The organism is Larkinella rosea (assembly GCF_003858635.1).
GTDB classification, from domain to species: domain Bacteria; phylum Bacteroidota; class Bacteroidia; order Cytophagales; family Spirosomataceae; genus Larkinella; species Larkinella rosea.
On sequence record NZ_RQJO01000008.1, the window covers coordinates 1 to 25,303 of the forward strand.

Below are 25,303 nucleotides of genomic sequence, written 5' to 3' on the forward strand. Positions count from 1 at the left end.
AAGGTAGATTGTTTACGCGTTACGCACCCGTACGCCACTAATAGCCGAAGCTATCCGTTCGACTTGCATGTATTAGGCCTGCCGCTAGCGTTCATCCTGAGCCAGGATCAAACTCTCCATTGTAAATGATTTGTACTTGTACTTTACGCAGGAACTTTAGCTTCTTACTTACTTGGTCAAATTGTCAAAGAACGTGTTTTCCTCGCTTGGAAAACTGTTGCTGAACGTTTCCGTCCAGCCGTATTATCTATTTGGGACTGCAAAGATAGAGGTTTGTTTTGCTTAGCGCAAGTCCTTTTTCGAAAAAAGTTGATTTAGCACAACATTCTTTTTTCAATACAATTCTATCTCCTTATTGCTCATTTTAAACACCCTTTAACTATCCAAAAACGGATAGCGGAAATCGGTTGGCGACACCAACGTCTCCTTGATGGTCCGGGCGGAAATCCAACGGTACAAATTCAGCAACGAACCGGCTTTGTCATTGGTACCGGATCCCCGGGCGCCACCGAATGGTTGCTGACCCACCACGGCTCCCGTCGGTTTATCGTTGATGTAGAAATTGCCGGCGGCATTCGACAGTTTTTTGGTCACCAGATCGATCGCATACCGGTCTTTAGCGAAAAATGCGCCCGTTAATGCATACGGCGAAGTCTGATCCACCAGTTCAATGGTTTGCTCGAAATTGTCGGGGTGATAGATATAAACTGTCAACACCGGGCCGAATATTTCTTCACACATGGTTATATACAGCGGATTGGCGGCTAATAGAATCGTCGGTTCCACAAAAAAACCGTTGGTTTTATCCACATTTCCACCCGCAATTACCTCAACCGTCGGATCCTTTTTCGCATCGGAAATGTAGTTGCTGATTTTATCAAATGCTTTTTCATCAATAACCGCATTCACAAAATTCCCAAAGTCTTCCACACTTCCCATCTTAATAGCCTGTAAGTCAGCCAGAATGTATTCCCGAATCTGATCCCAAAGCGTCGACGGAATATACGCTCGTGATGCCGCAGAGCATTTTTGCCCCTGGTATTCAAAGGCCCCGCGAACCAGTGCGGTGGCTGCGGCTTTGGGATCGGCAGATTCATGAATCAAAACGAAGTCTTTCCCACCGGTTTCGCCAACAATGCGCGGATACGACTTAAACCGGTGAATGTTTTCGCCAATGGTTTTCCAGATTTGTTGAAAAACGCCGGTACTTCCCGTAAAGTGAATGCCCGCAAAATCCGGGTGTTTGAAAATCACCTCGCCCGCCAGCGGACCATCGACATAAATCAGATTGATGACGCCTTCGGGCAAACCAGCTTCTTTCAGCACTTCCATAATCACCTGTGCCGAATAAATTTGCTGATAGGCCGGTTTCCAAACGACGGTATTTCCCAACATGGCGGGCGCTGTCGGCAAATTTCCGGCGATGGCCGTGAAGTTGAACGGCGTCAGTGCAAAAACGAATCCTTCCAGCGGCCGGTATTCCGAGCGGTTCCAGACTCCGGCCGACGAACGCGGCTGCTGGCTGTAGATTTCCGTCGCATAATGTACATTAAACCGAAGAAAATCAATTAGTTCGCACGCTGAATCGATTTCAGCCTGATAGGCATTTTTCGACTGGCCCAGCATCGTTGCTGCATTGATTTTATAGCGATAGGGGCCGGCTAACAGTTCAGCAGCTTTTAAAAAGATGCTGGCGCGGTGTTCCCACGACATACTGGCCCATGATTCTTTTGCATTCAAAGCCGCCGTAATAGCCTGCTCAACGTGGGTTTGATCCCCTTCGTGGAAATATCCCAGAATCTGATGGCGGTTATGGGGAGCTAGTAACTCTTTCTGAACGTCGGTTCGCACTTCTTCTCCGCCGATATACATTGGAATATCAATCGTTTTTGAAGACGCTTCGGCCAGAGCCGCTTTTAATTTCGCACGCTCGTCGGAACCGGGACGGTATTCTTTAACCGGCTCATTTTGTGGAATTGGTACCTGAAAAAAGCCTACTGACATGTGTTTGTTGATTTTTGAAGCTTGCTAAATTAGATAATCGAAAGCAAACCATTAAGGTTCCTTACTAATTGTGACCCGGTTTTTGTCATTTGTCGGTTCATTTGTTCGGTTAACGGTTTGAGGTTTCGTAACTTGCGGCCATTTTTCAACTCTTTGCCATGAAGTTTTACAGTACGAATAATCCTTCACTCCGGGTTTCGATGGAGGAAGCTTTGCTCCGCAGTTTGCCCGCAGACCGGGGCCTTTACATGCCGGAAACGATTCCTTTTATGGGAGCTGATTTCTTTAATTCCATTTCGGACGGTTCACTGTCAGATATTGGTTTTCAGGTTAGTAAGGCACTTTTCAAGGATTCGATTCCGTCCGATAAACTGGAAGAACTGGTCCATCACGCCTTTCCGTTCGACACGCCGGTTGTGACGCTGGAAGATGGAAAAACGCACGTTCTGGAGTTGTTTCATGGTCCGTCGCTGGCTTTTAAAGACGTCGGCGCCCGGTATATGGCAGCCATGATGGGCTATTATCTGGAAAAATCGAATCAGGAAGTTCACATTCTGGTGGCCACCTCCGGTGATACGGGTGGCGCCGTTGCGATGGGCTTTCTGGGCGTTCCCGGTATTAAAGTAACGATTCTGTACCCAAGCGGTCGGGTGAGCGATTTGCAGGAAAAACAGTTGACAACACTGGGTCAGAATATTACGGCCATTGAAGTAGACGGTTCGTTTGACGATTGTCAGGCATTGGTAAAAACCGCCTTTACCGATAGTGAGTTGAATCGACAGTTTAGGTTGGCTTCGGCTAATTCGATCAATATTTTCCGGCTGATTCCGCAAAGTTTTTACTACGCCCGGGCCTATGGACAAGTGAAACAGTTCGGAAAACCGGTGGTTTTTTCGACGCCCAGCGGCAATTTCGGTAATTTGAGTGCGGGTGCGCTGGCTTATAAAATGGGGTTGCCGGTTCAGCAATTTATTGCTTCGACAAACCTGAATTACGTAGTTCCGAAGTATCTGGAAACCGGTATTTACGAACCCAAACCGTCGGTTGAAACGATCTCGAACGCGATGGATGTGGGCAGTCCGAGCAATTTTGTGCGGTTAACTCACCTGTTTGACGACCATTATGAAACGTTAAAACAAATTTTAACCGGCTATTTCTTCAATGATGAACAGACCAAACAGGCTATGGAAGCTGTTTATCAACAATTTGACTACGTCATGTGCCCGCACACGGCAGTCGGTTATTTAGGGTTGACAAGTTATCAACAATCCAACCCGGGTGTATGTGGAATAACGCTGGCCACCGCGCATCCGGCGAAGTTTAAAGAACTGGTGGAGTCAGTTATCCACAAACCGGTGGAAATTCCGGCGGCTTTGGAAGAGCTGATGAATCGTCCGAAACACAGTTTCAAGATGAAAGCCGACTTCGACGAATTCAAGGAATTTCTTTTGCAAACGGCCTGAAAACGAAAGAGTCCCGCCAGATTGACGGGACTCTTTCGTTAATTGATTGTATCTCCCCGCAAGGCCCGAAACCGCTTTCGGGCATCGGCACCGAAAATACTTCCCGGATATTTTTGCAAAAGCTGGTTGTAGAGTTCCATCGCCTTGGGTTTATCCTGCTTGTTTTCCTCATACGTTTTTGCGGTTAGAAAAAGCGCGTCGTCTCCCAGTACATCTTCGCCGTAATTGGCCGAGATTTTTTCCAAATCCTGCAAGGCTTCGTCAATTTTGTTTTGCTTGATGAGCGTATTAGCCCGCAACCACAGAATATTGTCGGCCAGGCTGTGATCCTTGTATTTGGCGTACATCTGGTTGAGAGCCAAAGCGGCCGAATCTACTTTGTTTTGAAATAACATCAATTCAATGGACGCAAACTCCTTCATGGCAGTTTCGTTGCTGTCCGAATCCATACCGGTATTATCCATAATGAGCAAACTAAGCGCCCCGGCATCGTTGGCAATCTCTCGACTGGTGGCCTGTTTCAAAATATCCAGTACCTCTTTCGACAACTCAAATTCGCCTTTGTAATAGTGTAGCCGGGCATTTCGCAGTTTCGCTTCATAGCCCAGCAGTTCTTCTTTCTGCGATTTTTCAACCTGCGAATACAACAAAGTTGCTTCCCAGGGTTCCCCTTTCAGGAGATAGATATCGCCCATATCGAGTTTGCAGCGGTCGATGAACGCTTTTTCGTTTTTACTGATTTCGGTGGCCAGTTGCAGAATTGTTATCGCCGTATCCTTTTCATCCAGGTAAAAAGCGTACAGATTGGCCGTGCTCCGCAGCGCTTCGAGGGTACGGTTATTTTTGCCCAGTTCCTGAAACATCTTCTGGTAATCGGCGATCAGCTTCCGGATTTCGGAATTATCCACCGGATAGGTGTTCTTGACCTGTTCCTCCCGCGCCTTGATCACCAGCCGACGGGCGAAGGCGTAGAGCTGCCCCTGCGGATACTCCTTCGCTACATACTCAAACATGGCCGCAGCGTTCTTGTAATCTTTATTCTGGAGTGCAACCGCACCGAGATCATAAACGCGCACACCGGTCAATTTTAAGCGTTTGTCGAGGGCTCGTTCCTGAATGAATGCTTTATAGAACTCTTTCTTTTGCGTTAAGTACCAAACGAGCATTTCAGTATAAAACATCTCGTTCGGATTTTCCTGCACTTTCTTGTACAAAACCGTCTCGAGCATTTTCTGATCGGCGTCTTTCAGATTGTCCTGCAACATGGCCTGCACGTTGTCCCGGTTCCCCGGTATCAGACCCCAATGCAGCAATTCGTCGATCATGTTTTCTTTCTGACCCACGGCGCCGTACAAGCGCGCCAGTTCGCCGGCGTAGGCTAGCGGCTCCCGGCTTTGCTCCCGGCCTTTCTTCAGCACCTTAATCGCCCAGGTTGCTTTGAGTTTTTCGGCAAAGTCCTGCGCCAGTTCGGGCAAACCGTTTACGTTGCTGCTGGCAACCGACATAGCCTTGTTAAAATAAACGTCTGCTTTAGCCGAGTCATTCCGGCTTTCTTCCAGAACACCGGCTTGCAGGAGCACGTACGGATTTTTATCGTCCGATTTGATCAGCCGTCGAATCACTTTTTCAGCGTCCGCGATTTTATTCAATTTTACCGCACTCTCCACATATTGACTGATGAGTTGTTTACTGGCACCGGTTTTCATCAGTTTCTGATAAATCGTGTACGCTTTTTCAAATTCGCCTTTTTTGAAATATTCATCCGCGAGATCCGGTCCTTCCTGGGCAAATCCATTTACCAAGCCGACTACCAGCAGCATAATCAGTACTCCCGTTATCTTCTTCATTTTTCTTTTTTATTAATTTAAAGAATAAAGGATTTAAAGGATTGTTGTCTGTGGATATGTGGACAAGTTCTTTATGCACATTTATTCTTGAACGCTGTGGATAAGAAAATCAGGTTATCCACACTTGAATTTCATTTATCCACATGTAACTATCTGAAAATCAATTCAAATTTTGTTTATCCACAATTGTTGTTTTAAACTACCACCGGATTTAAGCACATTTCCACAAGATAGGTGTTAAACATTTCCACGTGTTAATGGTTCGTAGAATAAGTTGTGGAAAATATCGGAGTTGTACACTATCCACAGTCGACAAATTTTTTATCCACAGCGTTACCTGGGTTGTTCACAGCAACATTTGTACCCTTTCACATTTTGTCCACACTATCCACACGGTTTTCCACTTACTTTTCCACGGATTATTTGTGTTTTTTTAATTTCACATTGACCTTTCAAAAGGCGTCTAAATCTTCCGATATATCGAAGTTTGCTTTGATGGGTATAATCCCTTTATTTCGGGTGAAGAAATAGATGGGTTCGGGCAGGCGGTTTTCGGTCAGATTACCACTGTCCCACCGGCCATTGCCATTCTCATCGATGATAACGCGGAGCCGGTAGCGACCCGGTTTTATGTTAACGAAACGATAGGTCGGGTTGTTTGACTGCTTATCAACGAGCTTGAAATTCTCATCCAATAATTCCACAATAAACTGTTTTGCGGTTGTATTAACCTTGCCCGTCAGCACCCCATATTTTTCCGGATCACGGATAAAGTAGTTCAGTTCCGCGGCCGCCGTCGAGTCGTTCAAGACACTAATAAATGCTCCTCTTCCCAACCGAAGCACGACGCTATTTTTGGCAGTTGTTGTCTTTGTCAGAACGAAGCGGGTTTGATTGTTTTCCCACCGGTAGTCCTGCGTCGTTAAGGGGATGCGGTTTGTCGTGTCGCTGAAAAGCCGGAGCGAATCGGTGGTGATGTGTTTCATTGGTTTCGAAAACTGAAGCACCACTTCCATCACCCGATCGACGTCGCCGTTGTCGGCGGGTTTGGCCGAAACGGTAACGGGCTCCGGTGTTTCACGGCGCGTGGGTGTTCGGAACTTAAATTTCTGAGTAAGCTCGGTTTTATTTTTTAAGGAATCCGTCACCGTAATCTTCAGTCGAACCGTATCCGTCGTTGCGCGGGCATTAAAAAAGGTGAGTTCCGTTGGCGTTCTAAAATAAGACGGAAGCGTATCCTGCGGATTGGTAAACTGCACCTGGTAGCTTTCTATACCTCTGTCAAACACATATGTGTACGTGTTGACGAGCTGCTGCGTCCTCACGGAGCGTGGAGGAGTGTTGTAAAACGAAAATAATTGCAATTTTATCGTATCATTATTGGCTTTTAGATCAAGATCGCCTTTCAATAATGCCATTTTTTCGGTATTCGGATTTAGAATATAATTTAAATTTTTATCATCAAATGCGAAGATTTTATAGCGACCATCCTTCACATTCTCCAACAAGAACACGCCGGAGGTATCGGTCCGTGTGAAATAGTACGGTTTTGTTTTGGTTGGCGTCAATGTGTCATTGAGTACGTATAGACCGACCAGGGTGTTCAAGGTGGGCTGCCCGGTTTGCATATCCGTCACCTTCCCTCCTACCCGAATGGAGTCAATGGTACTGCCGGTACTGAAAACCAGTTTAAGACTCAAGGCCGGATTATTCTCCGTTACGTCTTTTACGGCGTCCGTAAAGTTGAACGTGTAGGTTGTATTCTCTTTGAACGGTTTATCGAATACCAGTCGTAAACTCGTGGGCTTTATTTTAGGTTTAAACGGCGATTCCGGTTCGGGTGTGATCAGCACTTTCTGGTTAGCATTTTCCACCCGGATGTATTCATTGAAGAAAAGTTCAATCGATTTTTCGTTGAAATTCTTCTGCTTATTAATGGGCGTACTTTTCACCAAAACCGGTGCCAGCGTGTCTTTTTTACCGCCAATTGGAGCCGCGTATTGGGAACAGGAATTTAGAAAAACGCAGATAATGGCGAATAGTACGAGTGCTTGTTTCATTAGTTGGCATAAAAAACCCTGAATAGTTGGGCTATTCAGGGCGTGAGAATTAATTTATTATTGTGCCTGAGCGACGTAAATCAAGCTTGAATAATTACCCCCATCCTGATAAGCTGCCCAATTAGAACGAATTCCATTCCAAAAACTTTCAAGATAAGCGGGCTTTCCATCTCGGTTTTTCGTGCTGAGCATGTTCACATAGAACGCGTCGAACAGCATCGGCCGCTGTTCTTTCAACTCAAAACCGTATCTTTTCAGCAGTGTTTTCATGACGTCCGGAGAAAAGTGATAGAGATGTCGGGGCACATCATACGCGGCCCAGAATGGTTTATAATGCTGCGCATCCCACGAATGATAGTTAGGAACCGCGATCACTAAATGCCCATTTTGTCGACTGTGACTACGGATCCACTCCAGGGTTTCCGATAATTCATGGACGTGTTCCAATACGTGCCACATCGTAATCACATCGTAGGGCTGATCATCATTCAGTTCAAAAATCGACTTTTTCAAGGGTACACTAGTCCGCTGAAAAGCTTGCTGTCGCGTGTTGGCATCCGGCTCAGTACCCGTTATTTTCCAACCCGCTTCCTGACTGGCTTCCAGAAAATAACCAGAACCGCAGCCAATATCCAGCAATTCTCCTTTCCGGGGTGAAAGACTGGTAATCAGTTTTACCTTCTGCTGCAGCGTAATTTTCCGGACAGAATGGTACAGTTGGCTGATGATTCCCTGACGTGTATCACTGTGTGAAATGTAGTCTTCCGATTGATAATACTGCCCGATCTCCGCTTCTACCGGCCGCGGATTTGTGGCTTTAAAACCGCACTGCTCACAACTCTGAATCGTAAATTCCTTCTTCGAAACCAGGAAATCGGTACACGTCATCCAGTTTGAAAACGACTGATTTCCACAAACCGGGCACTCTCTAAGGTGTTCAACCGTCATCATTACCGGCCTAAGTAAATCATTAAAATGGAAATGTCGGATGCGCTGACCCCGCTGATGCGCGACGCCTGGCCAATGGTTTGTGGTCGGATACGCTTCAACTTTTCACGCCCTTCGAACGACAAGGCTGACAACCGGTCAAAGTCAAAATCCGGGCGGATCAGCAGGCTTTCGAGCTTTTCCGTTTTCTCCACCATCAATCGTTCCTTCTCAATATAACTCTCGTATTTCACCAGAATAACCGCTTCCTCAATGGTTTCCTCGTTGAACGAATGGAGGTAATCGGCGACATTATCGCTTAATGAGATGAGCTCTTTGTGGTTAATTTCCGGCCGTCTTAACAGCGAATAAGGGGATGTTTTTTCCCGAATCTGGGCGCTGCCCAGCGAATCCAAAACCGTATTGATGGTTTCGGGCTGCACCCGCATCTGCTTCATCTCCTCTAGAATGGCAGCTACATTGGCTTTTTTTGCCTGCATCAACTCATACCGCTCCTGCGTTGCCAAGCCGATTTCGTACCCTTTTTCTGTTAACCGCAAGTCGGCGTTATCTTGCCGCAGAATGGTTCGGTACTCGGCGCGGGAGGTGAACATGCGGTAAGGCTCTTCAGTCCCTTTCGTGATCAGGTCGTCGATCAATACGCCAATGTAGGCTTCCGAGCGTTTCAGGGTGAACGCGTCCAGTTCTTTCGCCGTATTATGCGCGTTGATTCCCGCGATCAAACCCTGACAGGCGGCTTCTTCATAGCCCGTTGTTCCGTTGATCTGGCCGGCAAAAAAGAGCCCGTTGACCAGGTGAGTTTCCAGCGTTTGCTTCAATTGTGTCGGTGGAAAGTAGTCGTATTCGACCGCATACCCAGGGCGAAACATCTTGGCGTTTTCAAAACCGGGTATCTTTCGCAGGGCTTTTATTTGCACGTCCTCCGGCAAAGAGGTCGAAAAACCGTTTACGTACACTTCAACCGTATCCCATCCTTCCGGTTCTACGAAAATCTGGTGCCGATCTTTGTCCGCAAACCGATTGATTTTATCCTCCACCGACGGGCAATACCGGGGCCCTAGCCCCTTGATTCGGCCTGTAAACATCGGTGATCGTTCAAAACCGGTCTTCAGTATTTCATGCACTTCCGGGTTCGTGTAGGTAATCCAGCAATGCCGTTGTTTGGTTAAAACCGGTGTATTGAGGTACGAAAACTTACCGGGATTTTCATCTCCGGGTTGTTCTTCCATGAGGTTGTAGTTCAAACTTCGTCCGTCGACGCGCGGTGGTGTACCGGTTTTCATGCGCCCTGCTTCGAATCCGAGCTGTACCAATTGTTCCGTTAAACCGCTGGCTGAGCGTTCGGCCGTTCTTCCCCCTCCGAATGTTTTTTCACCAATGTAGATTTTTCCATTCAGAAATGTTCCATTTGTAAGTACAACGGAATCAGCCTGAATTTCCATTCCCATGCTGGTTTTCACGCCGGTTACGCGTTGGTCTTTTACCGTAATTTCAGTGACCATATCCTGCCAGAAATCCAGATTTGGTGTTTCTTCCAGTGTTTTACGCCACTCTGCCGCAAACAACATCCGATCACTTTGACAACGTGGACTCCACATCGCCGGGCCTTTTGAGCGATTCAACATCCGGAATTGAATCATTGATTTATCACTTATAATTCCGGATTGTCCACCAAGTGCATCAATTTCCCGAACGATTTGTCCTTTCGCCACACCACCCATCGCCGGGTTGCAAGACATCTGGGCAATCGTTTGCATGTTCATTGTAATCAGTAAAACCGACGAACCCATTGTGGCCGCAGCCGCAGCCGCTTCACAACCGGCATGTCCCGCACCAACTACGATGACATCATACTTATTAAACATAATGCGTGAAATTTTACAAAGTTTGAAAAAATGTTCCACGTGGAAACATTTCACAGCGCGCAACAGAAAAAACGCAAATACAAAAATAGGAAATAAAGTACGCGTAAAAGATGAGGATTGTTAAAATCAACGTAACTACAGACGAAAAGATTCAAAATAAAAAAAGGGGCCGAAGCCCCTTAACTTACTTTAACTTTTTGAGATACGAATCAACTTCGCGTTTGTAAAATGGTGAAAAATCAGGTGGAACAGAACGCAACAATTCAACTTGCTTTTGTTTGTCCTTCACCAATTGTTCGTACTGTGGTGGTGGTTTTCGCATCACCGGTTTCGCCTGTTCTGCTTTCCGTTGCAAATCTTCTTCCTGTTCCTTAATGGCTTTTTCGGATTCCAGCAAGCGAATCAGCATCTCCTGTTGGCGTTTAATGGTGTTCTGGGTGACCCGTTTATTGACCAGATCTGTTTCCGTCTCATCCATCTTATTCATAATATCATTCATTTCACCGCCCAATTTTTTGCCCAATTCCGTACCTTTTTGAGCATCCTGAAGTTCTTTCAGCATCCGGCGCATCATGGCTTGCTCGGCCGCTAGTCGGGAAAGTTCTTCGGACATACCACGTCCACCTTTGCCTCCCTGCCCCTCTTTCATGAGTTTTTGCATCCGCTCATTCAATTGCTTCTGCATTTCGCCCATCGACATCGCCTTGCCTTTGCCTTTTTTCTTGCCCTTACTTCCTTTGCCCGAAGCCGACATCTGGCTCATCTGCTGTTCCTGCATTTGCTTGAACACGTCACTCAGCATCAGGGCCAGGTTATTGATAGACGTCATGGCAAATTGCTGCTTCGATGTAGCAACATTTAATCGACGCTCGCGAATGTATTTGACGCTTTCGTCCATGTAGCCCTTCATATTATTGAGCTCGCGAGTTACAAATGTCTGGATTTGAAGCACCCGGTTTGCCAACGCATACAGGCTGTCTTCGATGATTTTAGCATCATCCTGAAGCTTTAATTGATCCTGAGCGAGCTTGACAAAGCGCGGATCCTGCAACGAAACCGCCTTGAAATCCTTCATGACGCGCTCCTGATCGAATGACAGTTGAATCAGATTCTCAAGTATGTCGCGCAGATCATCCATGTTTTCCTGGGACTCTTCCATCTCCGCCGACTGCTGTTGTTGCTCCAGTTGCTCACTGAGCTTCTTCATTTGCTTGGCGGCATTCTTCTGAGATTTCGAAGCTTTGTCGTTTTGCTTCTGATCCAGCTGCTTCTGGCTTTCCTGTTGCTCATTACTGATTTCCTGCTGAAGATCTTCGTGCGTATCTTGTTTCTCCGCATTTTTCATCTCCTCGGCCATCTTTTCAATGTCCTTCAAATCCTCACGCGTCTTTTCAAACTCTTTGTTAAGTTCTTCCTGCTTTTTGCTCAGCTCACCTTTCTCGTCTTTTTTGGCGTTGTCATCTTTCTTGGAGTCGCTGTTCTGATCCTTCTTATCGTCCTTTTCGTCCTTCTTGGATTGCTGATTTTCATCCTTCTTCGACTGCGCGTTTTCGTCTTTTTTCGACTTTGCATCCTCATCCTTTTTGGATTTAGCATCGTCTTTTTTCGGCTGCGCCTTATCGTCTTTGTCTTTCTGAGCTTCCTGCTTCTCGGTTTCGTTCGCTAATTTCTCTTGTTTTTCGGCTTGCTTTTCGAGGTCTTTGATGGCGTTTTCCATCTTCTGTTCCATCTGAAGCTGCTTGAAAAGTTCCAGCGCGCGCTCCAATTCCTTCTCCAGATTCTTCTCTTTATTCTTCAGCCGATCGAGCATGTCAATCATTTTATCGTCCTGCTTTTGCTCCAGCATCTTCTTCAATTCTTCGTAGAGCTTCTGCGTTTCAGGATCCATCAGCTCGTTCATCAGCTTTTGCAATTGCTCGAATTTCTGGAGCATTTCCGGATTCTGATTGTTAAACCGCTGCTGACGTTCGTTGCTGGTTTTGTTCTGTTCCTGCAATTCTTTCAGCTCCTGCATTAATTCTTCCCGCTTTTTCAGCAGATCTTCCGCCTGTTTCTTATCCTGGAAATCCAGGTTCTTCTTCGTTTGAAGGCGGTTTTCCAGCGTGTTCAGATCCTTTTTGAGTTGCTGGGCTTTCGTTAGTGTTTTGCTGATCTGGTTCTCGGTTTTCTGCGACGAACGTTCGGCTTCTTCCGCCAGCTTGGCCTGATCGGGAACGGCAAACTGAGCAAAGGTCGAACGGGCACTTTTGAAGCCGTTAATAACATCGTTATCCCAAACCTGAACGAAATACTCGAGCCGATCGCCGGGTTGCATTTTCAGGCTGTCGAGCCCCCATTGGTAATAAAAATTCTGGGTAGCCGCTGAGCGGTTGAACGGAATGGCGCGGGTCAGGAATTTATCCGGCGCATCCTGGCCCGCCCGAATCACTTTGTACTGGACTTTCAGGTTGGAAAAACCGTAGTCGTCGGTGATCGTTCCGCCCAGCATGACGTAGTTATAAAAGGTCGTATCCTTAAAGTTTTCCAGCGAAACCTGCGGGAATTTATCATTGACGACGTTCAACGTATACTGAATATTATCGCGGCTGGCAGCCACTTTGTTCTTCAGCGAAACCGAATAATTCGACGATTTTTTTACTACCCGCGAAAATTCAAACTCGTCGGACGACTGTTTTTCGGCTACCAAACCGCGCGGTTCGCCCGCAAACCGAATCAAAACCGAATCGGTATTGGCCGCCGAAAATCGCCAGGTAACCTGCGTTCCCTCCGGTACCAGCAAGTTGCCGACGTTCGAAAGTTGTTCAGACGGTTTGTTCAAATAGCCCGGATAAACCAAACTAACGTCAAAGGAAAGCAAACCCGGCCGATCCAGAACGACCAGTTCATAACTGGGCGATGCAAATCCGACGGATTCAAACCGGAATGGAATGTTCCGCTGAACATTATCGAAGGTATAGGAGAAGGTTCCTTTGCCGTCGTTGTTGAGCTTAAACCGGGTGTTATTCGAAACCAGATAAACGTCCTGCGGCAGCGTATTTCCTTTCAGTTGGAGTTCGAGCGTATAGTCCTCATTCCGGAAAGCCTTCAGATTTTTATTTCGCAACTGAAACTGAAATGGGGCTTCTTCCGCAAATTCCTGATCGTAACTGATGATTCGCTTCGAGGTGCTGGTCAGAAAAGCCGGATACAACAACAGCAAACCACCAATGATAAAAGCCGGGATAACGGCGTATTTCACAAACCGGCGGTTTTGGTTGATCTGGATCGCGTCGGCAAACCGTACAATCAGGAGTTGTTTCGACCGCTGGTTGATGCTGGCTTCGAGCAGATCGCTTTGCTGGCGGGTGAGCGCGCGCAATTGGAGCGTGTTCAGCAGCTTGTCCCCTACTTCCGGAAAAAACCGCCCGATCTGTTGCGCAGCTTCTTCGTTGGTCAGCGATTTGCCAATGCCGTACAGATGCACCAGTGGGTTAATCACCCAGTAGTATAAAGCCGTTAGCATAACCGCCAGAGAACCAAAAAACAAAATGCCCCGGACGGGTGAGCTAAAACGGCCAAAAAATTCAGCCGTGTTCATCAGCAAATAGACCGACAACGAAAAGGCAATGAAAAAAATGGCGCCTTTAGCCACCTGATTAATGTAAAACTTCTTTCGGTATTCTTCAATACGCAGCAGCAGCGTTTGAATCGATTCTTGCATCTGCATCGGTCTGTTCGTAAAGGGTTAATACTGCTTCGATAAACGCAATTCGAGTATCCTAAAATGAAGATAATCAATTGATCACTAACTTCCTTATGCTAACGAAAAAGATCGTTAGACAATTTTATCCGCTGGCCCGGACCCGCGGTTTTCCGGCTCGTCGAGGTATTCGTTGAAATACGTAATGACGTGGAGTTTCAGAAAATTCTCCTGCGTCAGCAAATCGATGTACGGTACTTTCTGCACCAGCTTCCAGTGGGGCCAACCGTCCTGATCAGTGCCGACCAATTCATAATAACCGGACAAACTCAGCACTTTGCAAATGGCAATGTGCATCAAATCCTGTTTCTGTTCTTTCGTGAAAATCTGTGTTCCACGACCCAATTCCTGCACGCCAATCAAAAACAGGACGCTGTTCAAATCGGCCGGGCGTTTGCCGACGGTTTTTTCCAGATAATCCAGCACCTGCTCCCACTCCTGTTCTATTTCCTGTGTAATCATATTTCGTAATAATTGTGAGTTTTTTACTCGTTTTTATGACTTTTTACGACCTCATTCGTCACATAGTACAGAATAAAAGAGGAGCGCAAAAACCGGTTTGTTGCATTTAAACGTTTTCGGCTAACTAAGTTCGTGAAAATCATCGGAAAACTAATTGTAAGCGGCTTTCAGGACCTGCTAAATCTGTTCTACCCGAATCCGTGTTTGTTGTGTCAGAACACGTTGCAAAGCCAGGAAGAATTGGTCTGCACGACGTGTCGGCTTCAATTACCCGAAACCGGTCAGCACCGGGGCGAAGCGCTGGTGTCGGGACAAATCAAGTTTGCCGGAAAAATTCCAGTGGAATTTGTGTATGCCTACTTGTATTTCAACAAGAAAGGAAAAACGCAAAAACTGATTCACGCGTTGAAATACCGCGGCCAGAAAGAAGTCGGCAGTTTGCTGGGACGCTGGTACGGTTTTCAGTTAAAAACCGAAATTCAATTACAGGAGCAAATCGATCTGATTGTGGGCGTGCCGTTGCATCCTGCCAAATTGCGGCAACGGGGCTACAACCAGAGCGACTGGTTTGCCAAAGGATTGTCGGAAATGCTGGAAGTCCCGTGGAGCGACAAGGCGTTGATCCGGAATCAGTACACAATCAGTCAAACCGGAAAAGACCGGATTGAGCGCTGGCAGAACGTCAGCCACGTCTTTACCGTGAGCGAGCCCGATTTAGTGGCAAATAAGCGGATTTTGCTCGTAGATGACGTCCTGACCACCGGAGCTACATTGGAGGCCTGTACGGCGACTTTATTGGCCTCCAACTGCCAATCGGTTGGGATTATAACAATAGCGGCCACCCGATAGTCGAGTGGCCGCTGTAAGGGTCCAGGAAGTCAGGTCTTATTTGTTCCGTCCTCCGGCGATCATTGCACAACGGAAACCGATCGTTGCCGTTGCCGAATCCTGCGCCATGAACCGACGGGTTCCCGGAGCCAGCCAGTAGGCTACGTCAGCCCACGAACCGCCTTTGTAAACCCGTAATTTATCGTTAATGAGCGAATTGCCATTTTTCGTGTCGTAGTTCTTCTCTTCATCCTGATACCCATCCCGACGCAGCGGGTTGAGGTCGTTCATGTCCTGATACGACAACGGACGATAGACGTCATACACCCATTCGTTCACGTTTCCGGCCATGTTGTATAGACCGAAATCGTTGGGCGGATACGTATAGATTTCAGCCGTGATGATAGCCGCATCGTTCGATTTTCCGGCAATACCGGCGTAATCACCCCGACCGCGTTTGAAGTTGGCCAGCATCTGACCCTGTTTCCGGCCTTTCTTGGCATTCCGCACCGACGAACCATCCCAGGGATAAATTCGCTGATTCGACTGGTTTTCGTCGATGTATTGTGTACCGATCATCGCTTTGGAAGCATATTCCCATTCAGCTTCCGACGGCAGACGATAATTGGGCAACACATTTCCGCTTTCCATCGACGCCGTTGTCTGCGAATTTTTGGCAACCGCCTGTTCCGCTACCGGAGCGGCTTCTTCTTTTTTCTTGCGTTTCAGCGAGAAGCCTTTTTTCTTCTTGCCGGACGAACTGCCTTTCTGAGCCAGGTTGGCATTGACCGCATCGGTCCGCCAGGTCGAATAATCGACGGCCTGCTCCCACGACACCCCAACCACCGGGTAATACCGGAAGCCCGGGAAACGCAGGTACTGCGTTACGTAAGGATCATTGTACGAAAGCGGATTTTTCCAGACGTTCGTGTCGGGCAACGCGCGGGTGTAAATTTCTTCCGACGAATCGCGCTGAATCGCGTCGAGGTATTCCAGGTAGTGAATGTTCGCAATTTCGGTTTCGTCCATGTAGAACGACTGGATACTAACGGTACGCTCGCGGTTATCGCGCGAGTTCATCACGTCCTCTTCCAGCGCGCCCATCGTAAAACGGCCGCCTTCAATGAACACCAGGTTCGGACCCGCCGACTGACCTCTGTACTTCGCTACCTGAAAACCATTCTCCTTGTTGTAGTTGATACCGGTGGCCGTACTTTCTTTTCCCGGCTTCACGCTGGTTGGGTGCTTGGGCTTACACGCGCCTAAAACTGCGGCAAAAGCCAGCAGGTAGACCATCGAGCGTAACGGTTGTTTTCGATTCATTGTGATTAGGTAACTAATAGAAGTTCAAAATTACAGTATGTCAGGCAAACTTTCACGATTAAGAACAACCGGAAAGGCAATTCCCGGTTATTATTCCACCATCTGACTCAACACATCGTCCATCTGATCGACTGTATTTACGTCTCGTTGCGTAAAAATCAGTTTTCCTTTAAGGTCTTTTAATGAGCAGGTTGCCGAATTTTTCTTGACGTAATCAATTACTTTGCCAAACTGCCCGGAGTTGAAGAAAACGTCATTCCCAGAAGAAACGAAGGTTCCCTTCATGATATTATTTTTTAGTGTCAATTTTTCGAGCTGTAAACGCTCGGCTTTCCAGCGAACCGTCACTAATTTGATCAGGTTTTCGACTTCTTCCGGCATCGATCCAAACCGGTCGGTCACCGAATGTTGAAAACTTTCTAATTCCTTCTGGTTTTGGATGTTATCCAACTGATTATACAACGACAAACGCTCCGAGATATTGGCTACGTATTTTTCGGGAATCAATACCTGTAAATCCGTCTCGATGAGTGTGTCCGGGAGCAGTGTTTTCAGGCTTTCCTCATTCGGCATGAAGAGGTTTTTGAACTCGGTTTCTTTCAGTTCCTGAACGGCTTCGTCCAGAATTTTGTGGTACATCTCAAAACCCAGGTCGTTGACAAAACCGCTTTGTTCGGCTCCCAGCAGGTTTCCCGCGCCCCGAATGTCAAGGTCACGCATCGCAATCTTGAATCCTTCACCCAGTTCCGAGAAGTCTTCCAGCGTTTGCAGCCGTTTGCGGGCGTCGGTTGTGATGGCCGAAATCGGGGGCGTCATTAAATAACAGAACGCTTTTTTGTTGGAACGCCCCACCCGCCCGCGCATCTGGTGAAGATCCGACAGACCAAACATGTGTGCCTGATTGATGATAATGGTGTTGGCGTTCGGAATATCCAAACCGGATTCGATGATGTTGGTCGAAACCAATACGTCGGATTCTCCTTCGATAAACCGAGTCATGACGCGTTCCAGCCGATCGCCTTCCATCTGGCCGTGGGCCACCGACACCCGGGCGTCGGGCACCAGCCGCATAATCAGATTCGCAATTGACTCGATGTCACTCACGCGGTTGTGGACAAAAAATACCTGGCCACCCCGCCGGACTTCGTAGCTCACGGCATCGCGAATGACGGCTTCACTGAACGTATGAACTTCGGTGGTTACCGGTTGTCGGTTGGCCGGTGGCGTGGCGATGACGGAAAGATCGCGGGCACCCATCAGGGAAAAATGCAGCGTTCGTGGGATGGGCGTTGCGGTTAAGGTCAGAACATCGACATCGACCCGCATTTCCTTCAGCCGATCTTTCGTTTTAACGCCAAATTTTTGTTCCTCGTCGATGATCAGCAGACCTAAATCCTTGAATTTGATGTCTTTATTGACAATACGGTGCGTTCCGATCAGAATACCGGTTTCGCCGGAAGCCACCCGTTTCAACGTTTCCTTGATCTGAGCGGCCGTTCGAAACCGGTTGATGTATTCGATTTTGACGGGAAAGTCGGCCAGCCGCTCCTTAAAGGTATTGTGGTGTTGCATTGCCAGGATGGTCGTTGGCACCAAAACCGCCACCTGTTTATTGTCCGTAACCGCTTTAAAAGCCGCCCGAATGGCCACCTCCGTCTTCCCAAAACCGACATCTCCGCACACCAGCCGGTCCATCGGGTGCGACTGTTCCATGTCCACTTTTACGTCGGCGGTTGCCTTGGCCTGATCGGGCGTGTCTTCGTAAATGAACGACGATTCGAGTTCGGCCTGGAGAAAACTATCGGGTGAAAACGCAAAACCGGGTGCCTGCCGCCGTTTGGCGTAGAGGGCAATCAGTTCTTTCGCAATGTCTTTGACCTGCTTCTTGACCCGCGATTTTTTCAGTTCCCACTCTTGCGAACCCAGTTTGCTCATCACCGGTGGCGTTCCTTCCTTGCCGGTATACTTCGCAATTTTGTGCAAACTGTGGATGCTGACGAGCAGAATATCGTTGTCACGGTAGATCAGCCGGATGGCTTCCTGTTCGCGTCCACCCACATCGACTTTTTCCAGACCCGCAAACCGCCCGATGCCGTAATCGACATGCGTGACATAATCGCCGGCTTGCAGGGTTTTCAGTTCGCGCAGGGTCAGGGCTTTCGATTTGGAGAATTTATCCCGAACGCGGTATTTGTAATAGCGGTCAAAAATCTGGTGATCGGTATAACAAACGACTTTCGTCTGCTCATCAATGAATCCTTCCTTCAGCGAAATGCCCAGCGTCTGGAATTTCAGGAACGGATCGAGCTCTTCAAAAATGGTTTTTAGCCGTTCCTGCTGTTTGTAAGACTCGGCCGCAATGATGTTGGTATAGCCCTTCGACTGGTTTTCGGCCAGATTTTCGACCAACCGCTTGAAATCTTTGTTGAACGACGGCTGCGCCTTAGACGTGTAATTCAGTTTCTCGTCAACTTTAAAATAAAACCGACGGCCAAATTCAACGGTCCGAAAGGGCTTGATTTGATTCAAAAAACCGCGCCGGGTTTCAAACAACTTGTCCGGGTCGGAAACAATCTGAATGGCACCTTTCCCTCCTACCAGCGTGGCCAGACTTTCTTCGGCTTTTTCGAAACTCTTCTCAACGATTTCGAGCGTCAGTTCCACGTCTTTAAACCAGAGCGTGGTATTGTCCGGAAAAAACTCCAGAAACGGCTCCCGACTTTCGTGCGTCAGTTTGTTTTCGATGTTGGGAATGATGCTGATGCGTTCCACCGGGTCGGTCGAGAGCTGGCTTTCGGGATTGAATAACCGAATGCTCTCGATTTCATCTCCGAACAACTCGATGCGGTACGGAAACTCACTGGCAAACGAAAACACGTCGATAATTCCCCCGCGAATGGAGAATTGGCCAGCTTCATACACAAAGTCGGTTTTCTCGAAATCGTAACTATTCAGGAGTTCGTTGATGAAATTGGCGTCCAGTTTATCACCGGTTTGCACCGACAGCGTATTGGCCCGCAACGACCGTTTATTGATTACTTTTTCAGATAAAGCTTCCGGATACGTAACCACAATGACATTGCCCTTCGCGTCCTGATTCAGTTTATTCAGCACTTCCGCCCGCATCAGCACGTTGGCATTCTCGATTTCTTCGTACTGATACGGTTTTTTATACGACATCGGGAAAAACAGCACATCCTCTCCGAGCAGATTTTGCAGGTCGTTGTAAAAGAAAGATGCTTCTTCGCGGTCGCTTAAAATAAACAGAAAAGTAGCCGGGTTCATGCGGTAAACCGCAGCCGCCAGAACGGCATCCAGACTACCCGTAATGCCTTTCAATTGAACGCGGGAAGAGTCGGCGGTGTGCGGCTGGCGAAACTGTTCACCAATGATTTTGATGAAACTATCTTCGGTATATAAGGTAATTAAATCGGCTACTTTCATAGAATCGTAAAATACCAAAAGCCGCAGGGATCGAAATCTCCATGCGGCAAACAGCAAAAAAATAACCGTTTGTAAGCGGTTTTTGTTGCAACATTAAATGGCGCGATCGTAGGCAAAATCCTCTTTATCGAACAGAGCAATCAACGTATCGGCGGGCTGGAACAGGATCACTAACTGGCGGGGTGTTACGCCCTCTTCTTCCTCATCGACCCACTTCCAATCTTCGGCGGCTACGTCCAGTATATTCAATAATTCGACTTTCTTGGCTTCACTTTTTTCCTGCGACAGAAACGCATCCGAATGCGTGATATACACCGCAATTTTATCGTCGTCGAGCCAATCCAGGTCGTTCAGCGCTTCATCAAGCGACTCCAGGTTGAACTCGAAATGATCGGGAAACCGGAGTTCGCGGGCGATTTGCTCGTAAAATTGTTTCAGGGTTTGCGCCTTTTGGCCGTCGATTCGGGCCATTCGAAAATCAGCGTACGGTTTCAGGTCCGAATCCGACTGAACGAATCTAAAATTTGCCATGAAATAGCGGAAAATGAGACGGCAAAATTAGTTAATTCAACGAAAACAAGGGCATCCGTAACGAAACGATATTATTGAACATCAGTTCCGTAATGGTCGGGTCCATGTACTTGATCAGCGGAAATTCCGAAATGATTTCCATCGCTTCGAACTCCGATTGGGCTTTCACGACGCACCATAATTTCTGACGGTCGTAGGACAAAGCATACGTCAATAATTTTCCGCTTTCCATCAACTCATTCACTTTGAGCCGCTGCAGCGGAATTTTGACCGTGAACTCTTCCGTCATCTCGGCCGGAAGATCAAATTCTACCATAAACTGGCTCATGGCGTGGTCTTTTTTAGGTGTACAATTCTCGGACAGTGGCACCGGCCGTTGGCGAACCGGCAATTAACTGGTTAACAATCTTTAGCTCATCTTCGTTGACGGAATGCGGAAAATTTGGATATAATTTCATCTTTACCTCTGCGCCCATCGCCCGGAACACCCCTTCCGACTCGATAACGCGCTCTTTCGGGATGTGCGGGTCGATATCGCTGCACCCCAGAAAAACCGGTGTTTCTTCCAGTTCGCCTTCGTAAAGCCGGGGCGTTCCCGGCGGGCCGATCAAACCGCCACTCAGGCCAAAAACACCGCCGTAGGGCATCGCGTTCCGGGCCACATACTCGAGCGCCAGACAGGCGCCCTGTGAAAAACCGAGCCAGAAAATCTGGGGCGTTTTGAAATTATAATCGGCTTGCAAGCGGGCGCGAATGCTGCTCAGTACCTGCAATGCCGATGACAAATACGGCTCGTTCTGTTCCAGCGGGCTCAGAAACGAATACGGATACCATGTACTCTGACTGGCCTGTGGCGCAATAAAGGCAAATTCTTTGTCCTCGATGTGATTCGAAAGCGATAAAATGTCCCGGGCCGGAGCGCCCCGCCCGTGAATCATCACCATCACTTTCGTGGCTTTTTCCAGCGGTTTTCCGGCGGTTACAAAATTGTTCGGATCGTGTATCATGGCGGCTTTTAAAGATTATTCCGGTTTTGTCATGCCAATTCAGACAACTGAAATGACAAAACCGGACTGGAAAAGGCACTTATTTCACTTCAATTTTCGGTAAAGCCGCTTCGATTTTTGCGCGACGGGGTTCGTACCACTCCGGCAATTTAAGCGTTTTACCCAATTCTGCAACCGGTTCATCCACGGAGAATCCCGGAGGATTGGTGGCCACTTCGAATAAAATACCGCCCGGTTCGCGGAAATAAATGCTGTGGAAATAATTCCGGTCCTGAACGGGCGTCACCTGATAACCAGCTTCCAGGAGTTGATGCTGGAGAACCAGTTGCGACTCGTCGGTATCCGTCGAGAACGCGACGTGGTGAACCGATCCCCCACCCTGCTGTCCGCGGACGTCGTTGGGCGAATGCAGTACGTCCACATAATTGCCCGAACCGCCTTTACCGGCCTGAAACCGGAATCGACCGGCTTCTTCCACTACCAACGTATGACCGAGCGATTCGGTTAATAATTTTACCGTATCGTCGACATTGAACTCGTTTAAGGTAACGGTATGAAAGCCTTTCACCGCATGTTCGGCCGGAATAAAACCGTTCGACCAGCCCGGTCTTTCGTCACCATCATTGGCCACCAGTTCAATGCCCATGCCGTCGAAATCTTCAAACCTCAGGTACGTTTCATTAAACCGTTGCAGTGGTTCGGTGTGCGCAATGTCGAATTCGTTCAGCCGATTGATCCAGTAATTCAGCGACGCACTCGGAATGGAAAAGGCCGTGTAGGTCAGTTGTCCCCCACCCTTACGGCCCCGGTGGATGTTTTTCCCATACGGAAAGAACGTCAAAATGCTGCCCGGAGAACCGGTTTCGTCACCGTAATACAGGTGATAGACGTCCGGCGCATCGAAATTGATGGTTTTTTTGACTAGCCGTAAACCCAGAATATGAGTATAAAAATCGACGTTACGTTGGGCTTCTCCGGCCAGTGCCGTAACGTGGTGTAATCCATTGACGAGCGTTTCCATGATTGACTATCAGTTAATTGGGATAATGAGTTTTGGTTTGATCTTTAAATGTTGTTACATTTAATGTATATACATTTAAAAATCCAATTGAGTTCATCCATTTTAAATAATTCGGTAAAGATGCCTTTTTCATGAATAGGATCGGTTTTATGCATTACCTTTGCATCGCTAATCTTAATAAGGGGTGCCTTAAAACAACGGGCTGAGATTATACCCATTGAACCTGCACCGGGTAATGCCGGCGAAGGGAAACGTACCCACGGACTTTAGTCCGTGATCAGTGTACTTCATACATTCAACCAAAACAACCAAAAGGTAGGTTGGCCCCTTGCCTACGTAAATTTTTCATACATATGAAAAAGATTACAGCCTATCTTCTTGGTGTGGCAGCATTACTTTGTCTGTCATGCCTGCCCGCCTGGGCTCAATTCTCCATTTCCGGAACCGTCAGCGATGCCGAGGGTGGCACCTTGCCCGGCGCGGCAATCACCGTCGATGGCACATTCAAAGGCACGTTTGCCGACGCCAGCGGAGCTTTTCGCCTGACCAATCTCAAACCGGGTTCCGCGCAACTTCGCATTTCCCTGCTGGGCTACGAACCGGTTTTAAAAACCGTCGAACTCAATCAGAATGAGCAAATTACGATTTCTCTGACGAAAACCGCTGTTGTTATGGATGAGGTGGTAGTCAGCGCGACGCGGGCGAATCAGAAATCGGCCATTGCCTACACGAACGTTTCGGGCCGGGAACTGAACAAGCAAAATCTGGGTCAGGACATTCCGTTGCTTCTCAATTTTACGCCGTCTTTAGTCACGACTTCCGATGCGGGTGCGGGCGTTGGCTACACCGGTTTTCGGATTCGGGGCTCGGATGCAACGCGGATTAACGTGACGGTCAACGGAATACCGTACAACGATGCTGAGTCGCAGGGAACCTATTGGGTCAATATGCCGGATCTGGCGTCGTCGGTCAGCAGCATTCAGATTCAACGGGGCGTCGGCACTTCGACCAACGGCGCGGGTGCTTTCGGCGCGTCGGTCAATGTGCAAACCAACAGTTTTGAAAAAAATCCCTACGGCGAAGTGGACATTTCGGCAGGATCATTCAACACCTTGAAAACCACTGTAAAAGCGGGCTCCGGACTATTGAACGAGCATTTTGTAGTTGACGCCCGGCTTTCCCGAATCACGTCCGACGGTTTTGTCGATCGGGCGTCGTCCAATCTGAAGTCGTTTTACGTGTCGGGTGGCTGGTACGGCAAGAAAAGTTTTGTCCGCCTGAATGTGTTTTCGGGAATGGAAAAAACGTATCAGTCCTGGAATGGCGTTCCGGAGAACCTGCTGAAAACCAATCGTACCTACAATTCGTACACCTACGACAACGAAGTTGACAATTACCAACAAGATCATTATCAGTTGATTAGTTCGCATGAATTGAGCAAAAACTGGCGGTTGAATGCTTCGCTGCATTACACGCAGGGCCGCGGGTATTACGAACAATTCCGGGCCGGCAACAAACTGGCGGATTACGGTTTGCCGCCAATCGTGATTCGCGATTCGACCATCAGCCGAACCGATCTGATTCGTCGACAATGGCTCGACAACGATTTTTACGGAACGGTTTTTTCGCTGGATTACAACAGTTTCGGGAAACTGACGGCCAACATCGGCGGTGGCTGGAATAAATACCAGGGAAAGCATTACGGCGAGGTCATCTGGGCGCGGTTTGCCAGCACGGGCGACATCCGGCACCGGTATTATGACAACGACGCGACCAAAACCGATTTTAACCTGTACGCCAAAGCGTTTTATCAGTTCACATCCAGGCTGAATGCGTTTGTCGATTTGCAGGTTCGGAAGGTCGATTATTCGTTTCTGGGTTTTAACCAGCAGGCTCAAAATGTGCAGCAGGATGCTAATCTGACGTTTTTTAACCCCAAAGCGGGGCTTACCTATACGTTAAATGACCGCAGCAACGTGTATGTTTCCTACGGCGTGGGCCACCGCGAACCAAACCGCAATGATTACACACAATCGACGCCCGCCAGTCGCCCGAAAGCCGAGATGTTGAATGATTGGGAAGCCGGGTACAAACTGCAAACCCAGCGGATGGCTTTTTCGGCGAATTTGTATTACATGAAGTACAAAAACGAACTGGTGTTGACCGGACAGATCAACGATGTGGGAGCCTATAACCGCGTCAATATTCCGAGCAGTTACCGCGCCGGAATCGAACTGGAGCTTGGAACGGTTTTGGCAAAAAATCTGCGCTGGAACGTAAACGCAGCATTTAGCCAGAATAAAGTCAAGACCTTCACGGAGTTTCTGGACAATTACGACAATGGCGAACAGAAGGTGAACCACTATTCCAACACCGACATTGCCTTCGCACCTAACACCATTGTAGGCTCGCAATTGCTGTACACACCCGCGAAAGGGCTGGAAATCGGACTGTTATCGAAATTTGTCGGGAAGCAATACCTGGACAATACGTCCAGCGAAAACCGCAAACTGGACGCGTATTTTGTCAATGACCTGCGGTTTATTTACACCATCAAACCGAAGAAAATGAACGAAATTTCGTTCACGTTTCTGCTGAATAATGTGCTGAGTGAATTGTACGAATCGAATGGTTACACGTTCAGTTACATTTCCGAAGGGAAAACCGCTACGGAGAATTTTTACTTTCCGCAAGCGGGGCGGAATTTTCTGGCGGGAGTGAGAATTAGACTATGATTACGGTGATTTACATGATTACGGTG

General features: G+C 47.9%; 16 protein-coding genes, 1 rRNA gene and 1 riboswitch. Of the genes, 3 read left to right on the top strand and 14 right to left on the bottom strand.

What is annotated here, in order from left to right:
- Together EHT25_RS08890 and pruA are read right to left on the bottom strand one after the other, a co-directional pair.
- Positions 1-123: ribosomal RNA gene (locus tag EHT25_RS08890) — 16S ribosomal RNA — on the bottom strand; the annotation flags it as partial.
- A gap of 252 nt (positions 124-375) precedes the next feature.
- Positions 376-2,004: an L-glutamate gamma-semialdehyde dehydrogenase gene (gene pruA, locus EHT25_RS08895; protein WP_124873587.1), complete on the bottom strand. Its 1,629-nt coding sequence runs from the start codon at positions 2,002-2,004 to the stop codon at positions 376-378.
- Positions 2,005-2,162: 158 nt separating this feature from the next.
- Here pruA and thrC point away from each other — a divergent pair, with 158 nt between their 5' ends.
- Complete coding sequence (gene thrC / locus EHT25_RS08900; RefSeq protein ID WP_124873589.1) at positions 2,163-3,467, top strand: threonine synthase; 1,305 nt, start codon at positions 2,163-2,165, stop codon at positions 3,465-3,467.
- Between the two features lie 38 nt (positions 3,468-3,505).
- Here thrC and EHT25_RS08905 read toward each other — a convergent pair whose 3' ends face one another.
- The 6 genes from EHT25_RS08905 to EHT25_RS08930 form a co-directional block, all read right to left on the bottom strand.
- Positions 3,506-5,314, bottom strand: a complete 1,809-nt coding sequence (locus EHT25_RS08905; RefSeq protein WP_229311481.1) for a tetratricopeptide repeat protein — start codon at positions 5,312-5,314, stop codon at positions 3,506-3,508.
- 452 nt (positions 5,315-5,766) lie between these two features.
- A complete protein-coding gene (locus EHT25_RS08910) occupies positions 5,767-7,374 on the bottom strand; it encodes an Ig-like domain-containing domain (protein ID WP_124873591.1) in 1,608 nt (535 codons plus the stop codon).
- Between the two features lie 57 nt (positions 7,375-7,431).
- Positions 7,432-8,262, bottom strand: a complete 831-nt coding sequence (locus EHT25_RS08915) for a class I SAM-dependent methyltransferase (RefSeq protein WP_229311482.1) — start codon at positions 8,260-8,262, stop codon at positions 7,432-7,434.
- A gap of 62 nt (positions 8,263-8,324) precedes the next feature.
- A complete protein-coding gene (mnmG, locus tag EHT25_RS08920; RefSeq protein ID WP_124873593.1) occupies positions 8,325-10,187 on the bottom strand; it encodes a tRNA uridine-5-carboxymethylaminomethyl(34) synthesis enzyme MnmG in 1,863 nt (620 codons plus the stop codon).
- A gap of 184 nt (positions 10,188-10,371) precedes the next feature.
- Positions 10,372-13,893, bottom strand: a complete 3,522-nt coding sequence (locus EHT25_RS08925) for a DUF4175 family protein (RefSeq protein ID WP_229311483.1) — start codon at positions 13,891-13,893, stop codon at positions 10,372-10,374.
- A gap of 108 nt (positions 13,894-14,001) precedes the next feature.
- Positions 14,002-14,388 (bottom strand): hypothetical protein, encoded by a 387-nt coding sequence (locus tag EHT25_RS08930; RefSeq protein WP_124873595.1) that lies wholly within the window; start codon positions 14,386-14,388, stop codon positions 14,002-14,004.
- A gap of 132 nt (positions 14,389-14,520) precedes the next feature.
- On the opposite strand from EHT25_RS08930, the gene EHT25_RS08935 reads away from it, so the two are divergent.
- A complete protein-coding gene (locus EHT25_RS08935; protein ID WP_229311484.1) occupies positions 14,521-15,237 on the top strand; it encodes a ComF family protein in 717 nt (238 codons plus the stop codon).
- A gap of 36 nt (positions 15,238-15,273) precedes the next feature.
- On the opposite strand, the gene EHT25_RS08940 is transcribed toward EHT25_RS08935, so the two are convergent.
- The 6 genes from EHT25_RS08940 to EHT25_RS08965 all read right to left on the bottom strand — a co-directional run bounded on the left by EHT25_RS08940 (position 15,274) and on the right by EHT25_RS08965 (position 22,542).
- Positions 15,274-16,539, bottom strand: coding sequence for an SUMF1/EgtB/PvdO family nonheme iron enzyme (locus tag EHT25_RS08940; RefSeq protein ID WP_124873597.1), 1,266 nt, complete (start codon positions 16,537-16,539; stop codon positions 15,274-15,276).
- Positions 16,540-16,629: 90 nt separating this feature from the next.
- Positions 16,630-19,983 carry a transcription-repair coupling factor gene (gene mfd, locus EHT25_RS08945; RefSeq protein ID WP_124873599.1) on the bottom strand — a complete coding sequence of 1,118 codons (3,354 nt, stop codon included), beginning with the start codon at positions 19,981-19,983 and terminating at the stop codon, positions 16,630-16,632.
- Between the two features lie 93 nt (positions 19,984-20,076).
- Complete coding sequence (locus EHT25_RS08950) at positions 20,077-20,514, bottom strand: barstar family protein (protein WP_124873601.1); 438 nt, start codon at positions 20,512-20,514, stop codon at positions 20,077-20,079.
- Between the two features lie 31 nt (positions 20,515-20,545).
- A complete protein-coding gene (locus EHT25_RS08955; protein ID WP_124873603.1) occupies positions 20,546-20,842 on the bottom strand; it encodes a muconolactone Delta-isomerase family protein in 297 nt (98 codons plus the stop codon).
- A 13-nt stretch (positions 20,843-20,855) separates the two neighbouring features.
- Positions 20,856-21,521, bottom strand: a complete 666-nt coding sequence (locus EHT25_RS08960; RefSeq protein WP_124873605.1) for an alpha/beta hydrolase — start codon at positions 21,519-21,521, stop codon at positions 20,856-20,858.
- 79 nt (positions 21,522-21,600) lie between these two features.
- Positions 21,601-22,542: a ring-cleaving dioxygenase gene (locus tag EHT25_RS08965; protein WP_124873607.1), complete on the bottom strand. Its 942-nt coding sequence runs from the start codon at positions 22,540-22,542 to the stop codon at positions 21,601-21,603.
- A gap of 170 nt (positions 22,543-22,712) precedes the next feature.
- Positions 22,713-22,809: riboswitch (TPP riboswitch) on the top strand.
- Positions 22,810-22,895: 86 nt separating this feature from the next.
- Here EHT25_RS08965 and EHT25_RS08970 point away from each other — a divergent pair.
- Positions 22,896-25,277, top strand: a complete 2,382-nt coding sequence (locus EHT25_RS08970; RefSeq protein WP_124873609.1) for a TonB-dependent receptor — start codon at positions 22,896-22,898, stop codon at positions 25,275-25,277.
- The last annotated feature ends 26 nt before the right edge of the window (positions 25,278-25,303 follow it).

Excerpts from the sequence above, each read along its gene's own strand:
- pruA (WP_124873587.1), bottom strand. The coding sequence starts at position 2,004 with ATGTCAGTAGGCTTTTTTCAGGTACCAATTCCACAAAATGAGCCGGTT.
- thrC (WP_124873589.1), top strand. The coding sequence starts at position 2,163 with ATGAAGTTTTACAGTACGAATAATCCTTCACTCCGGGTTTCGATGGAG.
- EHT25_RS08905 (WP_229311481.1), bottom strand. The coding sequence starts at position 5,314 with ATGAAGAAGATAACGGGAGTACTGATTATGCTGCTGGTAGTCGGCTTG.
- EHT25_RS08910 (WP_124873591.1), bottom strand. The coding sequence starts at position 7,374 with ATGAAACAAGCACTCGTACTATTCGCCATTATCTGCGTTTTTCTAAAT.
- EHT25_RS08915 (WP_229311482.1), bottom strand. The coding sequence starts at position 8,262 with ATGACGTGTACCGATTTCCTGGTTTCGAAGAAGGAATTTACGATTCAG.
- mnmG (WP_124873593.1), bottom strand. The coding sequence starts at position 10,187 with ATGTTTAATAAGTATGATGTCATCGTAGTTGGTGCGGGACATGCCGGT.
- EHT25_RS08925 (WP_229311483.1), bottom strand. The coding sequence starts at position 13,893 with ATGCAGATGCAAGAATCGATTCAAACGCTGCTGCTGCGTATTGAAGAA.
- EHT25_RS08930 (WP_124873595.1), bottom strand. The coding sequence starts at position 14,388 with ATGATTACACAGGAAATAGAACAGGAGTGGGAGCAGGTGCTGGATTAT.
- EHT25_RS08940 (WP_124873597.1), bottom strand. The coding sequence starts at position 16,539 with ATGAATCGAAAACAACCGTTACGCTCGATGGTCTACCTGCTGGCTTTT.
- mfd (WP_124873599.1), bottom strand. The coding sequence starts at position 19,983 with ATGAAAGTAGCCGATTTAATTACCTTATATACCGAAGATAGTTTCATC.
- EHT25_RS08950 (WP_124873601.1), bottom strand. The coding sequence starts at position 20,514 with ATGGCAAATTTTAGATTCGTTCAGTCGGATTCGGACCTGAAACCGTAC.
- EHT25_RS08955 (WP_124873603.1), bottom strand. The coding sequence starts at position 20,842 with ATGAGCCAGTTTATGGTAGAATTTGATCTTCCGGCCGAGATGACGGAA.
- EHT25_RS08960 (WP_124873605.1), bottom strand. The coding sequence starts at position 21,521 with ATGATACACGATCCGAACAATTTTGTAACCGCCGGAAAACCGCTGGAA.
- EHT25_RS08965 (WP_124873607.1), bottom strand. The coding sequence starts at position 22,542 with ATGGAAACGCTCGTCAATGGATTACACCACGTTACGGCACTGGCCGGA.
- EHT25_RS08970 (WP_124873609.1), top strand. The coding sequence starts at position 22,896 with ATGAAAAAGATTACAGCCTATCTTCTTGGTGTGGCAGCATTACTTTGT.